Source organism: Aestuariibacter sp. A3R04 (assembly GCF_018860805.1).
GTDB lineage: Bacteria > Pseudomonadota > Gammaproteobacteria > Enterobacterales > Alteromonadaceae > Alteromonas.
The window spans coordinates 1144941-1161602 of sequence record NZ_JAHKQR010000011.1; the positions used below are offsets into that span (position 1 = coordinate 1144941).

Here is a 16662-nt window from a genome sequence, read left to right on the forward strand (position 1 = left end):
GTTTATGGTCGTTTTTGTGTCAGTCAAATACCTTTCATGTCGATTTAATACATTACTATTTTATGACAGAATTATTTGCTTAATTAGCGCTTAAAACCTCAGCGATTCACATTAAGATGAACAATCTCGCGTTAGAATGCCATGAATTTCATTCACCACATCAGATCTGGTCGTTTTGAGATCCTGCTTTGAGAATAGCTTCGGGTGAAGGTAATATTGGGCCCACGCCCATGCGCGAGAATCGTTGCTGCAAAAGCTGTCACCAACCAGATCCGCGAGTGCCGAGTCGATGACTTTTCATTACGAGCTTTGTTGCGCTTATTGTTAATCTGCTCCACACCGCACTTGCATCTTGCTATTGTTAAGCATGTATCACTCACGGCTAATAAGGCGTGGTGTGCTCATTCCAACGCAAAACTGCGTGGTAAATATGCGACACATAGTTATCTGCATCTGTGCCTACCGTCGGGCACTCAAGATTAACGGGAGGTAGCCATAGCATGTTGTTGCAACTACACCACCGCGACAATTGAATCACGTCAAACAGCATATCTGCTCGCGTTACTGGCTGCATTAAATATGCGCTAGCAACAGGGGGATGGCCGTAGAAAATAACGCCCAACTTTTTCAGCAAATTGCGTAATACCAACATTCGAGTTGTGCGTTGTTCATCACCTATACAGAATACCACCGCACTGACATCATCAAACTCAGCCAAATTGCGAAGGGCATAATCTGCATCGATAAGTTTGGCCTGCATCCCTTGATCACTGAATCGACCGCACAAATTCCTCAGTGGCCTGTCGGATAAAATTATTACCCGCGGTGCTCTGCTCCCAATATTACTGTTTTCCCAGTCGCCATTTTCAGCAACGCAATGTTGGTCTTCTGATTGTGCGTTCACAACACCGTCCGTATTCCGTTTTGCTCATTCATCGTCATTTAATGCAATGAAAAAGCCATAATTGTTTGTTTCCCGTAATTCTAGCTATGTTTGAGAAAATACCGCTAACAACGTCATTTTCAGCCTCGTTGCCCTATCTAGTGTTGAGAATATTTTTCACTGACAAAGAAAAATCTTCACACTTCATAGGATTACACTGTGTGTATCTTCTTACCGTGTGACTGTCTGCATCATTACCCCACTGAAATACAACATCTTTTTATAGCAGGAATAATCTTTGAATAGTTATCGAAAATAGTTATCGAAACAGTGAGGTACAACTGATTGCCCGAATAATTTCGCGCGCTATCAATTGCAAGAAACACAAATGGAGAATGACATGAGTAACAGAGCAACCTTGAAAGACATCCACAGATTGGTGGGCGCGTCGAATACCCAGGTTGCAGCGGTATTCGAATCAGAGCGTGATGCACTGACAACTATTGACACACTGGTGCAACGCATTGGCATGTCCGAAAGCCAATACGCCTTAATAAAGCCTTTGGACGACGGCTTCAGTGAAAAGTTGGAAGTCGAAAGCAGTAAACTCGGCCGCAGTATGTGGCACTCTCACCTTGTACTTGGCTTTGCGGGTTTTGCAGTGGGTATGGTTGCGGCTTTCCTGCTTGTCAGATACGGCCCTGCCCTGACCATAAACAACCCGGTTTTCACCTATATAGCGCTTATTAGTCCGGGCCTGTTCATTGGTTTATTTGCTGCGGGGTTACTAGGTTTGAGACCAGACCGTACTCACATCATCGAAATAGTCCGCAGTGCGATTAAGCGCCGGAAGTTTGCGCTAGTGGTTAATATTGATAAGCATCAGTCACCCACGACAATACACAATATACTCTGCCAGTATAGTACAAAAGTGGTCGAAGCGGCGAGGTAAACCTCGCCCACAGCAGGATTACGACTGCGCTACCATTCTATCAATTGTTTGTCGCGAAAAAATTTTCCGGTAGGACCATCTTCGTCTAAAAGACCCAGCCAAATTGCCGTTTCGGCCCCCTCTTCAGGAGTTAATGGCGCATCACTTCCACCCATTCTGGTATGAACCCAGCCCGGCGACATCGCATTTATTTTTACGTTGTCAGCGTCAATTTTCCGCGCAAGATGCAAAGTCAGGGCATTCATTGCTGCCTTGCTAAGCGCATATGCCGGAGGTCCTTCCATTCCTTCGCTAAATGCGCCCCAGCCAGAGGAAACGTTAACGATACGCCCGTAGTTGCGTTCGATCATAGCAGGTAACACGTGCCTGATGATTGCCATTGGCCCGTGCACGTGCACTTGCATTGCTTCTTTAAGTGCATCATCAGATACCCTTTCCCAATTGTCTTCACAGAGAACGCCGGCGTTATTCACTAGAACATCGATATCACCAAATACCGCTTGAGCGCGAACCACATTGTCCTGTAAAGACTGTTTGTCATTCAGATCGATTTCTATCACCTGAATATCTGCACCTACCACGTCTTCTTTAGCTTTGAGACCATCGTCCTCTTCTCTGCAGCCCAGTAATACTTTACACCCCTGTTTGGCAAAGCCTTTAACCATTTCTAAACCGATACCGCGATTACCGCCCGTGACCAATACTGTAGAAGTCATTTGCTCTCCTCTCTCGATGATAGACCCTGCTGGCGTAACAAACTGACAAAGCGATTGTTTAACCACATCCAAAGGGGCACGGTAATGGCCCACACAGCACTTACAACCGTCAGTGTTGCTGCCAGGGATAAGGGAAATGTCACTGCGCCGAATCGCGCGCCAGCCCAATAGCTCAATGGGCCTGATACGGCACCAAGAAACGCAGACAATGCAAACCTGTGATGTAAATAATCCAGACTGACCCGAAGCATTATGCCAAATGCAATCCAAAGTGCTACCAGCCACATGGGTATAAACCACAAGTCAGAAGTTGGAAATACAAAGATACCAAAATGCGTTAGCAGCCCATCCACAACCGAACCATACAAGCCAATCGCCAGGGCAAAACAAATATCGTTGCGCCCGTATGGACTGACCATAAAGTGAGCCATAATCAGTAAAGCCACCACCCATAAATACGTGTATTGATGGAAGATAACCAGAAACCATATAACCTGAAACCAAATAAAGTTGATGACTTTATTTAACGGGCGTTTATTCACTGTAGTACAACTTAAATTTAAACATTGAGGAATCCACATGCCACAGATTTCGTATCTGAAATTATATACGTAGAAAAATAGAGTTAGTTCACGTCCTGAGTATAAAGGAGATCATCTTTGAAAATGGTGAAGTACTACCTTACGGGAGCGATAGCCACTGCCTTATTCGCTTGGTTTTTTCCATACTGGCCTGTGGCAGTGCTTTTTGCTTGGACAAGCTTCTCGCTGGCTTGCGTCTCGGTAGCCTATATTTTTGAATACCCCAGCTTATTTCGCAAACGACATGATGGTACGATTCCCTTGTATATTCGCTGGATTTTCATTCCTTTTCTCCTGGGTACTGGTGCTTATAACACATGGGCGCGAAGCAATGACAAAGTTCCGGCAATTCAGAAAATTGAAGACAATCTGCTACTCGCCTGTCGGTTGTTTGGCCACGACGTTGAGAACTTGAAAAAGCAAGGCGTAGGTGCAGTACTCGATGTAACAGCTGAATTTGACGGCCTTGATTGGTCAGCTTATCAATACGATATTGCCTATCTCAACATTCCTGTTCTCGACCACACGAGTCCAACCGTGGCGCAACTTAATACCGCAATCAATTTTATCGACCAACATCGAAAAAGAGGTACAGGGGTAGTGGTGCACTGTGCATTGGGAAGAGGACGCTCAGTACTAACGGTAGCAGCTTACTTACTGGCAACGTCTCCAACTCTCTCTGTTGAAGAGGCAATGAATAAAATTCAATCAATAAGACAAACTGCCCGTTTAAATAAAAAACAGATGAAAGCGCTCCGGGCAATTCAACAAGGGGGCCTCCTCAAACTAACTCGTTCGTTGCACCTCATTGCAAATCCGGTTTCCGGAGGCGGGAAATGGACAGAAGAAAAAGACGATATACTTGCAATGCTAAACCCACACTTCCGAGTTACTATTCATGAAACCACCCCTCAAACAGATGCTAAAGCGCTGGCAATCCAAGCCGCAGAAGCTGGCGCAGAAACACTCGTTGCCTGCGGAGGGGACGGAACAGTAAGCGAAGTTGCCGCTGTCTGTGTCGCCCACAAGACTGTACTGGGGGTGATTCCACTTGGAACGGCTAATGCGCTAAGTCAAGTTCTGCATGGCTATATTAGCAAGATAATGCCCGTGCAGACTGCTTGTGACATTATCATAAAAGGTCATACTGTCGACATGGACACCACCCGTTGCAACGACGACATGATGCTACTGGTAGCTGCCGTAGGTTTTGAGCAGGAAATGATCGCCGAAGCTGATCGCGAAGAAAAAAATAGTGGTGGCCAGTTTGCTTACCTGAAAGGACTTTGGAACGCCATATCCGCTAACAACAATATGACACTCAACGTGCAATTTAACGATGAAGCCGCTATAGAAATAGAGACGCCCAGTTTCGTCATCGCCAATGCAGCCCCTATCACCACTGCTCTTGCTCAAGGTGGTGACCTACCAGATATCACTGACGGTCTTATGGACATCACTTGGCTACTCCCTCAACCATCAGGTGAGACTCAGCTCTTGTCCTTAGCCGAATTGGTTTTCACAAACAAAGCATCAAAACAGCAATCAGACACAATCAGACATCAGCAGGTACGTACAGTACATATTGAACTTCCTGGGAAAACGCCTTATGCCATCGATGGCGAAATCAAAGAAGACGAATCACTTACTATTACCACCGTCCCTGCCAGCCTCTCTGTTTTAACATCCTCAGAGCAAGAGCACACAGGTCGTCGGGATGTTTAACTAATGAAAATATCGAACTTTTTGTTATACAACACGCTAAGGCCATATTGGGAAAGCATAAGGGCAAGTTATTGGTTCATTCCCACTATAATGATTATCGGAGCGTTTTTTCTGGGCTACATCAGTACGTCATGGTTGCCAGCAGCTACAGCGAATGAACCCCTCGGAGACGCGTTGATCATACTTTTGCCAAATGCGGCACGAGCACTGGCGTCCACTGTTGCTACGTCTATTATAACGGCCACCAGCATTGCGTTTTCTATGACACTTGTGGCGTTAACCATGGCTTCGTCGCAGTTTGGCCCCCGATTACTGCAAACATTCATGGATGACCGCGGAACACAAATTGTACTGGGGACTTTGACGTCCACATTCATCTATTGTCTTATTGTAATTTACCATCTCGGTTCAAAAGATGCACAAATCACGTCAGCATCCACAATAGGGGTAAGTGTCCTGGGCATTGGCTTTGCCGATACCATGGTGTTAATTTACTATATTCACCATATTGCCCGTTTCATACAGGTAGATGAGATTGTTGAGCGCTGCTACAAGGATTGCCTGCTGCGCATGACAGCGTATTTACCACAACATAGCGACAGGGAAACGACCAAGGCAATTCCTAAAGCCATGATATCGCCACCTCATTACTCTGTCGCCGTTAAACTCGGGCAAGCAGGCTACGTACAACGCATAGATTATCAGAATTTTTTATCTCAACAACGTGAATTTGTGAGCGGCTTTCACATTCATGTAAAGGCTGGTGACTACGTTACCCACACGCAGGATGTATTTACCGTTTATTCAATTTATCCGCTAAAGAAAGATGTAATAGATACACTGAAAAAAAACCTGGTACTTGGCAAACGACGAACAGCCATTCAAGATCCGGTATTCGGGCTCACACAAATAGTAGAAATAAGTTTGCGGGCACTATCGCCCGGTATAAATGATCCCATGACAGCCATGACCTGCGCAGACAGGTTAACCACAATATGTTTATATTTGAATAAGCGAACATTTCCCGCCGAGGCTCTCGTACATCAACAAAGTAAACAGTGGATGGTGCGGAAAACCATATCATTTGCCGAGGTGCTCGACACTGCTTTTTGTCAACTTCGACAAGCCGCCGCGGCACACCCTGATGTATTAATACACTTACTGACCTGCTTAAAGAAATGTCAGGAGGAAGGGAAGCAATACAGTACGCTTTACAACTACCATGTAGATGCAGTGTTTGAGAGTGCCAATTTCCACAGGCTGTCTAAGTACGATCAAAAAGCACTCAGTGACGCGTACACCGCGGCACTGAGCCTCGGCACCTAGCGGGTCGCAATTATATACACTGCGTGCACAATACCAGGTATATAACCAAGCAAGGTCAACAGAATGTTTATCCAAAACTGCGGGCCAATTCCCACTTGTAAAAATACCCCCAAAGGTGGCAGTAAAATTGACAATATAATGCGAATAATATCCATGATCTTTCCTTTCATTGATGAGTTTATTCATTATGAAGCAAGTTTAATGCACAAACTTACCAATGGTAAAAAAAAAGCTAACTCAATTGAGTTAGCTTTTTCAAATTGGTGCGGAAAGCGGGACTTGAACCCGCACGACCGAAGTCACCACCCCCTCAAGATGGCGTGTCTACCAATTCCACCACTTCCGCAAAAACATTAATTAGGTACATCGTCAGTCTGATTGTCCGTTACCGGCACATCTTCAACTTCAACACTTGGGACATCAGAACTATTTACTTCTGACTCCGTAACAACTGGTATTGAATCTTCTACGACTGGAGCAGAAAGATCATCCCAACCATCTTCAGCTTTTTCTGTGTTGGCAGTAATGTTGCCTAAAAACAAACTCAACACAAAGAACAATGTCGCCAGTACTGATGTTGTTTTCGTCATAAAGTTACCCGATCCACTGGAACCGAATACTGTATTAGAACCGCCACCACCAAACGATGCTCCCATGTTAGCTCCCTTGCCCTGTTGAATGAGCACAAAGCCTATAAGCATGAGTGCAACAATCAGGTAAGCCACTAACAGCACTTCGTATAACATAAATACCTCGTCAATTTGCCGCTTGGCAGATTGCAATAAAATCGTTTGCTTTCAAACTAGCGCCGCCAATCAGTCCACCGTCGATGTCCTGTTTTGCAAACAGCGCTTCAGCGTTGTCAGGCTTTACACTTCCACCATATAACAACAGCATTGAGTGTGATAAATCACTGTCTTTTTCAGCAATGTACTGTCGAATAAATGCGTGTACATCCTGCGCTTCTTCCGGAGAAGCTGTTTTCCCAGTGCCAATAGCCCAAATAGGCTCATAGGCAATTACTGCATTGCCAAGTAAAGACACATCAATATGTGTAAACACGGCATCTAATTGCTTACGGACAAAATCTTTAACATCACCACTTTCTCTTACCGAGAGTGGCTCGCCACAACATATAATCGGCGTCATACCAGCTTCAAGCACTTTGAGCGCTTTTTCTGCAACCAGCTCATTACTCTCGCCGTGATCCTCTCTGCGCTCAGAATGGCCGACAATACAGAATTTGCAACCAAAATCAGCTAGCATGGATACTGACAAATCACCAGTATGAGCCCCACTGTCAAACTGACTCACATCTTGCGCACCGACAATAACATCACTTTGTTCAAAGGATGATATCAGAATCGCCGGCGGACATAAAACCACATCGACAGTTTCACTGCTAAAGGCGCTCAGAGCGGAGATAAACTCACTGGCCAGATTGCGTGACCCGTTCATTTTCCAGTTACCTGCTACCAGGCGTTTTCTTGTTACTGTATTCATGTCAGACCAAACCCTGTCTCAAAGCGGGCGTGATATTAACGATTCCCGCCCAAATATACAAGTCTAAAAATAACATTATTTTAGCCGAATCAACTAATTGGCCACTTTACGTACAGCATCTGCTATAGATTCAGCCCATTTTAGTGAATGCATCTCGTCATCAGACTCAACCATTACGCGAATCAGGGGCTCAGTTCCACTCTTTCTGAGTAATACTCGACCTGATTTCCCCAATGCGGCTTCTGCGGTATTCACGGCATCTTTCACACTACCATTTTCCAGCGGACTGCTCGCGCCTTCATTGTACCTCACGTTTATTAATTTCTGAGGAAACTTTTCAAAACCACTGCTCAATTGATGTAAATCCATGCCAGAGCGCAGCATCGCTGTAATTACCTGTAATCCTGCAACAATCCCGTCTCCAGTAGACGCAATGTTTAAATTGAGTACATGGCCACTGTTTTCTCCGCCAATTGCCCAGCCTTTTTGTTGTAGTAACTCCATAACGTAGCGATCGCCAACTGCACTGCGCGCAAACGGAATACCCAATTTGCTAAGAGCGACTTCCAAACCCAGATTGCTCATTAACGTACCTACAACACCACCGGACAAGCGGCCTGATTTTAAAGCATCCCGAGCGACGATATACAGTATTTCATCACCATCAAGTACGTTTCCTAAATGATCGACTAACATGATCCTGTCGCCATCGCCGTCGAGGGCAAAGCCAAGATGGGCACCGGTTTCCAATACTTTTTCTACCGTCGCACGCATAGATGTCGCCCCCACTTTCTCATTTATGTTGAGGCCATCAGGAGAGGTGCCTATTTCGATAACTTCAGCACCCAGTTCTGATAGCACGTTAGGAGCAATGTGATACGTTGCACCATGGGCACAATCGACTACTATTTTCATCCCCTTTAACGACAAATCAGATGGAAATGTGCCTTTGCAAAATTCGATATATCGGCCTGCTGCGTCATTGATCCGGGTTGCCTTACCTAATTTATTTGACGCCACACAGGTCATAGGTTCATCGAGCATAGATTCAATCGCCAGCTCAATGTCATCATCGAGTTTGAAACCATCAGATGAAAAAAACTTAATGCCATTGTCGTAATAAGGGTTATGAGAGGCAGAGATAACGATGCCAGCTTCCGAGCGAAACGTTTTAGTCAAGTAGGCAATTGCAGGAGTAGGCATGGGGCCGAGTAAACCGATATTGATGCCAGCGGCTGAAAGACCCGCTTCCAAAGCCGACTCCAACATATATCCGGATATACGCGTATCCTTCCCTATGAGAACTTTGTTCGTGCCATGGCCTGCCAGTACTTTTCCGGCAGCCCAGCCTAATTTGGTAACAAACTCAGGGTTTATAGCGCTTTCACCCACCTTCCCTCTAATGCCATCTGTTCCAAAGTACTTACGCTGACCCATCTCAGGCTCCTTGAATTGTTTTTCGTATTTGTTGAATTTTTTTCACTATCTTTACAGCATCTACCGTTTCATCCACATCGTGTACCCGGATGATTTTCGCCCCAGCTTGGGCCGCTATGGTGGCCAGTGCAATGCTGCCCGCCATTCTCTTATCAACAGGTTTATTTAGCAGATCACCTATCATAGATTTTCTTGACATCCCTATAAGCAAGGGGTAACCGAGATGATTTATTCTGCCAAGTTCAGCAAGCAACTGATAGTTGTGATCCAACTGTTTGCCGAACCCGAAGCCCGGATCGAGCATAATTTGACTATCGTCTATGCCGGCCTGCTTACACGCGTCGATTCGTCCCAGTAAAAAATTAATGACTTCGTCGACCACATCATCGTAAGTCGGTGCATTCTGCATATTGTCCGGCTGACCTTTCATGTGCATCAAACAAACCGGAACATCGCAAGCTGCCGCGACTTCTATTGCTCCCGGCTCAGTGAGTGCCCTTACGTCGTTAATTAATGACGCTCCAGCTTCCACAGCGGCTTTCATTACCGCGGCTTTGCTTGTATCTACAGAAATTACAACCTCATTTTCACACGCCAGTTGTTCAATCACCGGAATAACTCTGTCCAGTTCTTCCTGTTCACCGACTAACGGCGCTCCAGGCCGGGTGGATTCTCCACCTATATCAATAAACGAAGCTCCGCCGGCTATCATTTTACGCCCGTGCTTCACTGCATTTATCACCGTATTGTGTTGCCCGCCATCTGAAAACGAATCCGGTGTGACGTTGAGTATACCCATTACGTGGGGCTCTTGAAGGTCTATTTCAGTATGTTTAAATTGCATAGCGTATATCTATCAAATTGATTTTGGGAGTAATGTTATTTTAGCCCATGGGGAGAGGTGATGCGAAAAGCGCCAGAGAATTTCTGGCGCTTTTGAAGTGATGGAGTTTACTATTAGCTAGGCAAGTCGCCTGGTTTGCCAACGGATGGTTTATCCACGCCATCGTCAGTAATTTCGCCTTCTCGGCCTGGTTTTCCACCAGGGGGATTTCCATCGCCCTTCGGCGCACGATCATCCCAATCTGCCGGTGGTCTTACGTCTCTGCGATCCATCAAATCATCGATTTGTTTCGCATCAATGGTTTCATATTTCATTAACGCATCCTTCATGGTGTGAAGAATATCGATGTTTTCCTCCAAAATCTTATACGCACGCTCATAATTACTATCGATTATGGCTTTTATTTCAGCATCGATGGCACGCGCAGTATCATCAGACATATGTGAAGCCTTCGACATTGACTTGCCCAGGAACACCTCACCTTCGTCTTCCGCGTAAAGCATGGGTCCCATTTTACTCGACAGGCCCCATTGAGTAACCATTTTCCGAGCGATATCGGTCGCCCGCTCAATGTCGTTAGACGCACCGGTAGTTACTTTGTCATCACCGTAAATAATTTGCTCGGCTATACGACCGCCAAACAAACTGGAAATCATACTTTCCAAGTGTTGCTTAGAATGGCTAACCCGATCTTGTTCCGGCAAATACATGGTTACACCCAGCGCTCTTCCCCGCGGAATAATAGACACTTTGTATACTGGATCGTGTTCAGGTACAAGACGACCAACAATAGCATGACCAGCTTCATGATAGGCCGTCATAGCCTTTTCTTCTTCGGTCATGACCATAGACTTGCGCTCGGCGCCCATCATGATCTTGTCTTTTGCTTTATCGAACTCTTCCATTGCCACTAAGCGCTTATTCGCTCTGGCAGCAAAAAGTGCAGCTTCGTTAACCAAATTAGCCAGGTCGGCACCAGAGAAACCTGGCGTACCACGGGCAATCACAGAAGCCTCTACGTTTTCACCTATAGGCACCTTGCGCATGTGAACTTTAAGAATTTGCTCACGACCGCGAATGTCAGGCAGACCAACAACCACTTGTCTGTCGAAACGGCCAGGGCGTAACAATGCTGGATCTAGTACGTCGGGACGGTTAGTCGCGGCTATGACAATAATGCCTTCATGACCTTCAAAACCGTCCATTTCAACCAACATCTGATTAAGTGTTTGCTCGCGCTCGTCGTGCCCGCCACCTAACCCGGCACCGCGTTGGCGGCCAACGGCGTCAATCTCATCAATAAAGATAATACAAGGAGCCGCTTTCTTAGCTTGTTCGAACATGTCGCGAACACGGGATGCACCCACACCAACAAACATTTCGACAAAATCAGACCCTGAGATGGTAAAAAACGGCACTTTCGCTTCACCGGCAATAGCCTTCGCAAGCAACGTTTTACCCGTTCCCGGCGGTCCTACCATTAATACGCCTTTGGGGATCTTACCACCCAGTTTCTGAAATTTAGACGGATCGCGAAGGAAGTCTACTAACTCGGCAACGTCTTCTTTAGCTTCATCGCATCCAGCGACGTCAGCAAACGTTGTTTTGATTTGATCTTCACCCAACAAACGCGCTTTGCTCTTACCAAAAGACATCGCGCCGCGGCCACCACCACCTTGCATTTGTCTCATGAAGAAAATCCACACCGCAATGAGCAATAGCATCGGGAACCAGGAAATAAAGATACTGGTCAAAACAGAAGGTTTCTCAGGCGGTTCACCTAATACTCGCACATCTTTTTTTACCAGATCAGAAATCAACTGATCGTCGAAATAAGGAATATAAGTGACAAAGACTTCCCCGTTGCGACGGGTGCCACGTATTTCGCGAGCATCACTGTTTATACGGACCTCGCGGATATTTCCTTGGTTTGCTTCTTTCAGAAAAGTGGTGTAATCCGTTTGCGCTTTTGTCGATTCTCCAGGAGAAAAACTCTGGAAAACAGACATTAGCACAACGGCAATGACCAACCATAAGATTAAATTTTTTGCCATATCGCTCAAGCTACTAACCTCTAATAAAACCGGAACGTCCGGGATGAGTGACGGCTCTCTGCCTCGCCTGTTAAGTAAGTCATATCCTTGCCAAACAGTGCGCACCTTCCCTTAGATTTCCGTACGAAATGCGTTCCCTACTTCGCCAATCTACAGCCTACTACAATTTGTATCCTGTAGCCACCAAATACACCTCTCGAGAACGCGCTCTTGAGGAGTCCGGCTTTCGGGTTTTGATGGTTTTAAAAACATCCCGTATGGATCGGAAATATTCATCGAACCCTTCCCCCTGAAATACTTTGATGACAAAACTGCCATTTGGTTTCAATACCTGATGACACATGTCCAGTGCTAATTCACACAAGTACATGGAACGGCTCTGATCCACAGAATTATTTCCACTCATATTAGGAGCCATATCGGACATAACGATATCTACGTTTTTACCGCCGATTCTGTTCAATAATGTCTCTAATACCGCTTCTTCTCGAAAATCCCCTTGTAGAAAATCAACGCCTACAATGGGATCCATACCCAGAATATCACAGGCGATAACCTGTCCCTTATCGCCCACCAGCTGCGAAGCGAGTTGCGACCACCCCCCAGGCGCTGCACCAAGGTCGACAGCCGTCATACCCTGTTTGATAAGCTTATCTTTACTCTGGATTTCTTCCAGTTTAAAAACGGCCCGTGAACGCCAACCCTGCTTCTGGGCTTGTTGCACGTACTGGTCATCAAAGTGTTCTTTTAGCCAGCGTTTACTGCTGGCCGAATGTTTCTTTTTTGTCATTCCACTACAATGTCATTAGGATTGTTACCGAGATGGCGTTAGAATACGTCATTTCAAGGTATAACGTTATTTTAATTGTAAGAAAAACGGATAAATGAAACTTTCAAATAAACAAAAGCAATTTCTGAAGGGCCTGGCCCACTCTTTAAAGCCAGTAGTTCAACTGGGTGCCAACGGTCTTACAGAAGGCGTGGTCGCCGAAATCGACTACGCGTTAAGTCACCATGAATTGATCAAAATAAAGGTACCTACCGATGACAAAGAAGAAAAAGCACTGATCATGGATGCCATCGTGCGGGAAACTAACGGAACCAAAGTACAAACCATTGGCCATGTTTTGGTCATTTACCGGCCGACCGAAGAGCGTAAAATTCAGTTGCCAAAAAATTAAAGCAAATTTACCCCTCCGGGTTGTAACACCTTTGTTAACAAAAGGCAGCGCGTTACACTTACGTAAACGTAAACTCAACGGGCTCAATTATGAAACTTGTTAACTCGACCGCAGTTATTTCCGGAGGCGCATCAGGCCTTGGGCTTGCTGCGGCTACCTATTTATCTCACGTGGGCGCGAAAGTTGCGCTTCTCGATGTCAACGCTGAACATGCTAAACAGGCGTTAACATTGTTACCTTCCCAACAAATCAGATTTTACCAGGCCGATGTCACCAGCGATGAACAAGTTTGTCAGGCCATTAATAGTATAAAAAATGACTTCGGTGGTATTGACCTGTGTGTAAACTGCGCCGGAATTGCCCCGGCAGTCAGGGTACTAAATAAATCCGGTGCAGCTTGTGCGCTGGCTGATTACCAAAAAGTGATAAACATAAATTTGGTTGGTACCTTTAACGTCGCCAGACTATGTGCACAGGTCATGGCTAGCCAGCCTCTTAACGACAATGGAGAACGTGGCGTTATCATCAACACCGCGTCGATCGCTGCATATGAAGGCCAAATTGGTCAGGCTGCTTACGCGTCCAGTAAAGCTGGTATTGTTGGGCTAACGCTTCCAATGGCGAGAGATTTAGCCTCATCAGCTATTCGCGTCAACGCCATCGCGCCTGGCATTATGGCAACCCCATTACTACTGGCCATGCCAGAAAAAGTTCAGGGCGCCCTCGCCGGCAACGTCCCCTTTCCCCAGCGTTTGGGCGAGCCCAGTGAGTTTGCGAAATTAGTTGGGCACATTGCGGAAAACAGCTATATCAACGGCGAAGTTATCCGCTTAGACGGTGCCTTGAGAATGCAACCTAAGTAAGCCAGAAAAGACGCTGAAAAACGTGTTCAACGCGCCTTACAGCAGTAAGGCGCGCTATTCGTCCTCACCGCCATTCACCATTAATGCAATGTTATACAGCCGGTTAACCGCATGGTAATTCACCGAGTTTTTGTGATAGCGACCACGGGAAGACATGGCCCCTGCTTCTTTTTGCATCAGCAGTGTAATAGCATCATCTACGGTTTCCACCGTATAGATACTGAACAATCCTTTCCTTACCGCGTCTACTACTACTTTATCGAGCACAAGGTTAATAGCATTGGATTTGGGAATCACTACGCCTTGTTCGCCATTTAGCCCTCGGTGCTGACACAAATCAAAAAAGCCCTCTATTTTTTCGTTAACACCGCCAACGGCCTGAACTTCACCGTACTGATTTATCGAGCCAGTAACCGCCAAAGATTGGGTGACGGGTAAATCAGTCAGGGCTGATATAAGGGCGATCAATTCCGCGAGGGACGCACTGTCTCCATCAATATGACCGTAGGATTGTTCAAGCGCGATGTTAGCAGACAGCGTGAGGGGAAAATGTTGAGCGTATTTATGGCCCAAGTACCCGGTTAGCAGCATGACCCCTTTGGAATGTATGGGTTGACCCAATTCCACTTCTCGTTCAATGTCTACCACGCCGCTGGCCCCCACATATACAGTAGAAGTGATGCGAGCCGGCGTACCAAAAGCGGTACCACCGACTTCAAGAACAGTAAGGCCATTCACCTTGCCAGTGGCCGTACCCTCGGTGGCTATGAGAACGTGTCCTTCCTTAATATCGTTCAGCAATGCTTGGCTCACACGACCTGTACGACGCTTTTTCGCACTAAGTGCAATTTCAAGGTGTTCCAGTTCAAGGTGTGAGCTTTGCTGCTGAAATGCAAAATAACGGGCTTCCTGAATGAGCTCGATGACTTCGGAAAAATGAGCTGAGAATTTTTCTTGATGCTCAGCCCTGCGAAGGGAGTATTCCACTAAACGCTGCATTGCTTTTGAAGAAATGCCCTTTAGTCCAGCCTCTTGAACTTGGTGTCTGACTTTGCCGACAAAATTAAACGTAGATTGCCGATTAACCGGTATTTCATAGTCGAAATCCACGAGTACTCGAAACAGTTCGTCAAACTCGTCATCGTAATCCTGCAGGGTGTAATAAAGATCTCTGGAACCCAACAATATGACTTTAACGTTCAAATCCACCGGCTGGGGGTTCAATGTAATGGCATTTACCATGCCTACATCCTGTTGGGGGAGATCCATTTTCAAAGAGCCGGATTTAATGGCCAATTTTAACGCATCCCAAACAAAGGGTTGCTCAATAACTTGATCCGCATCGAGAAGTAAATATCCACCGTTTGCGCGATGCAAGGCGCCGGGCCGAATCATCCTATAATTAGTGTACACGCTACCGTGAACATTAGTGTATTCAATCTTACCGAATAAATTCTGATACGTGGGGTTTGCTTCGTATATGACTGGCGCCCCCTCTTCCACGTGATGACCGACTAACACATTGGGTAAATACAACTCCTCCAGGTAGAGACGTCGGTCAAGTTCGTCAGGTTTGTCTTCTTTGTTTTCTTCTGCTAACAGTGACACGATTGTGTCGACCAAATGACTACGCATGCGGCGAAGCGTTTTCAACACGCCTAACTGATCAGCGTATTTATGTTCGAGACTTTTGAGTAAAGGCCGAATACCCTGTTCAGCCGTTTTTTTATTGAGTTGGCGAAGCTTTTCAGACGACTCCCGTTTCCACACTGGTAGACCTATCAGGCTCTCCGTGAGTCTGTTTTCCAGTTCTTCAATCAAATCGTAAAAATATTTGCGTTTGGCATCGTCAAACCCGGCAAACTCTTCATCTGTTACAGGTTTGCCGTTTACTATCGGAGCAAATGTGATGCTGTTGGATTCATCGTAAAGTGCCACATCGTGAGCCTGGGCATAGCGCTCAACAGCATCAATAGCTTCGTCGTACCTGCGTTCGAAAGATCGTGCTATCGCAGATTTTTGTCTTTGGTAGCCTGGGTTGTCAAAAGCAGCAGGAAACGTATCGAGTAAATCATCAATTAAATCACTGATATCTTTAACCAGCGTTTTTCCTTCACCCGGTGCCATTCGAAGCAAGAGGGGCTCCCGCTCCTCATCAAAATTATTCAAATAGACCCAGTCTTCCGGAGGAGGGAGTGCTGACACGTGGCGTTCAATATGGTCTTTCACCAAAGTAAAACGCCCCGTAGCCGCTTCGCCCATAACGTAAATGTTATACCCTTTCGCATTGACACCTAGTCCAAAGGACAAAGCTTCACGGGCGCGTTCCTGCCCAATAAAAGACGTATTAAGCGCCTCGTCGTCTTTAAGGGCCTGATTGATCTGCCGACGATTTATTTTTGGTGTAAGCGCGCTGGCGTCCAGAGGTGTGAGATAGGCTGAGCCTTTCATAAGGTCCTGATTACACATTTTCTTGTAAGTGAAACGCGAAAGCTTACCACTGTCAAACCCCAGAGATGGAAAAACTCGGAATTTTTTCCACTTACAGTCTTTTTTCAGCCTCAAATGGTATCTTTTAACGTTTATATGACTAAAAA

General features: G+C 46.0%; 16 protein-coding genes and 1 tRNA gene. 5 read left to right on the forward strand and 12 right to left on the reverse strand.

The window, feature by feature from the left end:
- Positions 1-382 precede the first annotated feature (382 nt).
- Complete coding sequence (locus tag KO518_RS14505) at positions 383-904, reverse strand: hypothetical protein (RefSeq protein ID WP_216026513.1); 522 nt, start codon at positions 902-904, stop codon at positions 383-385.
- A gap of 379 nt (positions 905-1283) precedes the next feature.
- Between KO518_RS14505 and KO518_RS14510 the strand changes: the two genes are divergently transcribed.
- Complete coding sequence (locus KO518_RS14510) at positions 1284-1835, forward strand: hypothetical protein (protein WP_216026514.1); 552 nt, start codon at positions 1284-1286, stop codon at positions 1833-1835.
- Between the two features lie 29 nt (positions 1836-1864).
- On the opposite strand, the gene KO518_RS14515 is transcribed toward KO518_RS14510, so the two are convergent.
- Both KO518_RS14515 and KO518_RS14520 read right to left on the reverse strand, forming a co-directional pair.
- Complete coding sequence (locus tag KO518_RS14515; protein WP_216026515.1) at positions 1865-2551, reverse strand: SDR family NAD(P)-dependent oxidoreductase; 687 nt, start codon at positions 2549-2551, stop codon at positions 1865-1867.
- Entirely contained in the window at positions 2548-3093 is a 546-nt protein-coding gene (locus tag KO518_RS14520; protein ID WP_216026516.1) for a DUF2878 domain-containing protein, read from the reverse strand. The genes KO518_RS14515 and KO518_RS14520 overlap by 4 nt, the downstream gene beginning before the upstream one ends.
- 123 nt (positions 3094-3216) lie before the next feature.
- On the opposite strand from KO518_RS14520, the gene KO518_RS14525 reads away from it, so the two are divergent.
- Both KO518_RS14525 and KO518_RS14530 read left to right on the forward strand, forming a co-directional pair.
- Positions 3217-4857 (forward strand): diacylglycerol kinase family protein, encoded by a 1641-nt coding sequence (locus KO518_RS14525; RefSeq protein WP_216026919.1) that lies wholly within the window; start codon positions 3217-3219, stop codon positions 4855-4857.
- A 3-nt stretch (positions 4858-4860) separates the two neighbouring features.
- On the forward strand, positions 4861-6183 hold the full coding sequence (locus KO518_RS14530; protein ID WP_216026517.1) for a DUF2254 domain-containing protein: 1323 nt from the start codon (positions 4861-4863) through the stop codon (positions 6181-6183).
- Here the strand turns inward: KO518_RS14530 and KO518_RS14535 are convergent.
- The 8 genes from KO518_RS14535 to rlmE all read right to left on the reverse strand — a co-directional run bounded on the left by KO518_RS14535 (position 6180) and on the right by rlmE (position 12811).
- Complete coding sequence (locus tag KO518_RS14535; protein WP_216026518.1) at positions 6180-6338, reverse strand: YqaE/Pmp3 family membrane protein; 159 nt, start codon at positions 6336-6338, stop codon at positions 6180-6182. The genes KO518_RS14530 and KO518_RS14535 overlap by 4 nt on opposite strands.
- 106 nt (positions 6339-6444) lie before the next feature.
- Positions 6445-6529: transfer RNA gene (locus KO518_RS14540), tRNA-Leu, on the reverse strand.
- 7 nt (positions 6530-6536) lie between these two features.
- Positions 6537-6929: a preprotein translocase subunit SecG gene (secG, locus tag KO518_RS14545; protein ID WP_216026519.1), complete on the reverse strand. Its 393-nt coding sequence runs from the start codon at positions 6927-6929 to the stop codon at positions 6537-6539.
- Positions 6930-6939: 10 nt separating this feature from the next.
- On the reverse strand, positions 6940-7686 hold the full coding sequence (gene tpiA, locus KO518_RS14550; RefSeq protein ID WP_216026520.1) for a triose-phosphate isomerase: 747 nt from the start codon (positions 7684-7686) through the stop codon (positions 6940-6942).
- A gap of 93 nt (positions 7687-7779) precedes the next feature.
- Entirely contained in the window at positions 7780-9123 is a 1344-nt protein-coding gene (glmM, locus tag KO518_RS14555) for a phosphoglucosamine mutase (RefSeq protein ID WP_216026521.1), read from the reverse strand.
- Between the two features lies 1 nt (position 9124).
- Positions 9125-9967, reverse strand: a complete 843-nt coding sequence (gene folP, locus KO518_RS14560) for a dihydropteroate synthase (protein WP_216026522.1) — start codon at positions 9965-9967, stop codon at positions 9125-9127.
- Between the two features lie 113 nt (positions 9968-10080).
- Positions 10081-12030, reverse strand: a complete 1950-nt coding sequence (ftsH, locus tag KO518_RS14565) for an ATP-dependent zinc metalloprotease FtsH (protein WP_216026920.1) — start codon at positions 12028-12030, stop codon at positions 10081-10083.
- Between the two features lie 151 nt (positions 12031-12181).
- Entirely contained in the window at positions 12182-12811 is a 630-nt protein-coding gene (gene rlmE / locus KO518_RS14570) for a 23S rRNA (uridine(2552)-2'-O)-methyltransferase RlmE (RefSeq protein WP_216026523.1), read from the reverse strand.
- 94 nt (positions 12812-12905) lie between these two features.
- Between rlmE and yhbY the strand changes: the two genes are divergently transcribed.
- Both yhbY and KO518_RS14580 read left to right on the forward strand, forming a co-directional pair.
- Positions 12906-13202 (forward strand): ribosome assembly RNA-binding protein YhbY, encoded by a 297-nt coding sequence (gene yhbY / locus KO518_RS14575; protein ID WP_216026524.1) that lies wholly within the window; start codon positions 12906-12908, stop codon positions 13200-13202.
- Between the two features lie 89 nt (positions 13203-13291).
- Positions 13292-14065 carry an SDR family oxidoreductase gene (locus KO518_RS14580; RefSeq protein WP_216026525.1) on the forward strand — a complete coding sequence of 258 codons (774 nt, stop codon included), beginning with the start codon at positions 13292-13294 and terminating at the stop codon, positions 14063-14065.
- 54 nt (positions 14066-14119) lie between these two features.
- Here KO518_RS14580 and KO518_RS14585 read toward each other — a convergent pair whose 3' ends face one another.
- Positions 14120-16516 carry a Lon protease family protein gene (locus tag KO518_RS14585; RefSeq protein ID WP_216026526.1) on the reverse strand — a complete coding sequence of 799 codons (2397 nt, stop codon included), beginning with the start codon at positions 16514-16516 and terminating at the stop codon, positions 14120-14122.
- Between the last annotated feature and the right edge of the window lie 146 nt (positions 16517-16662).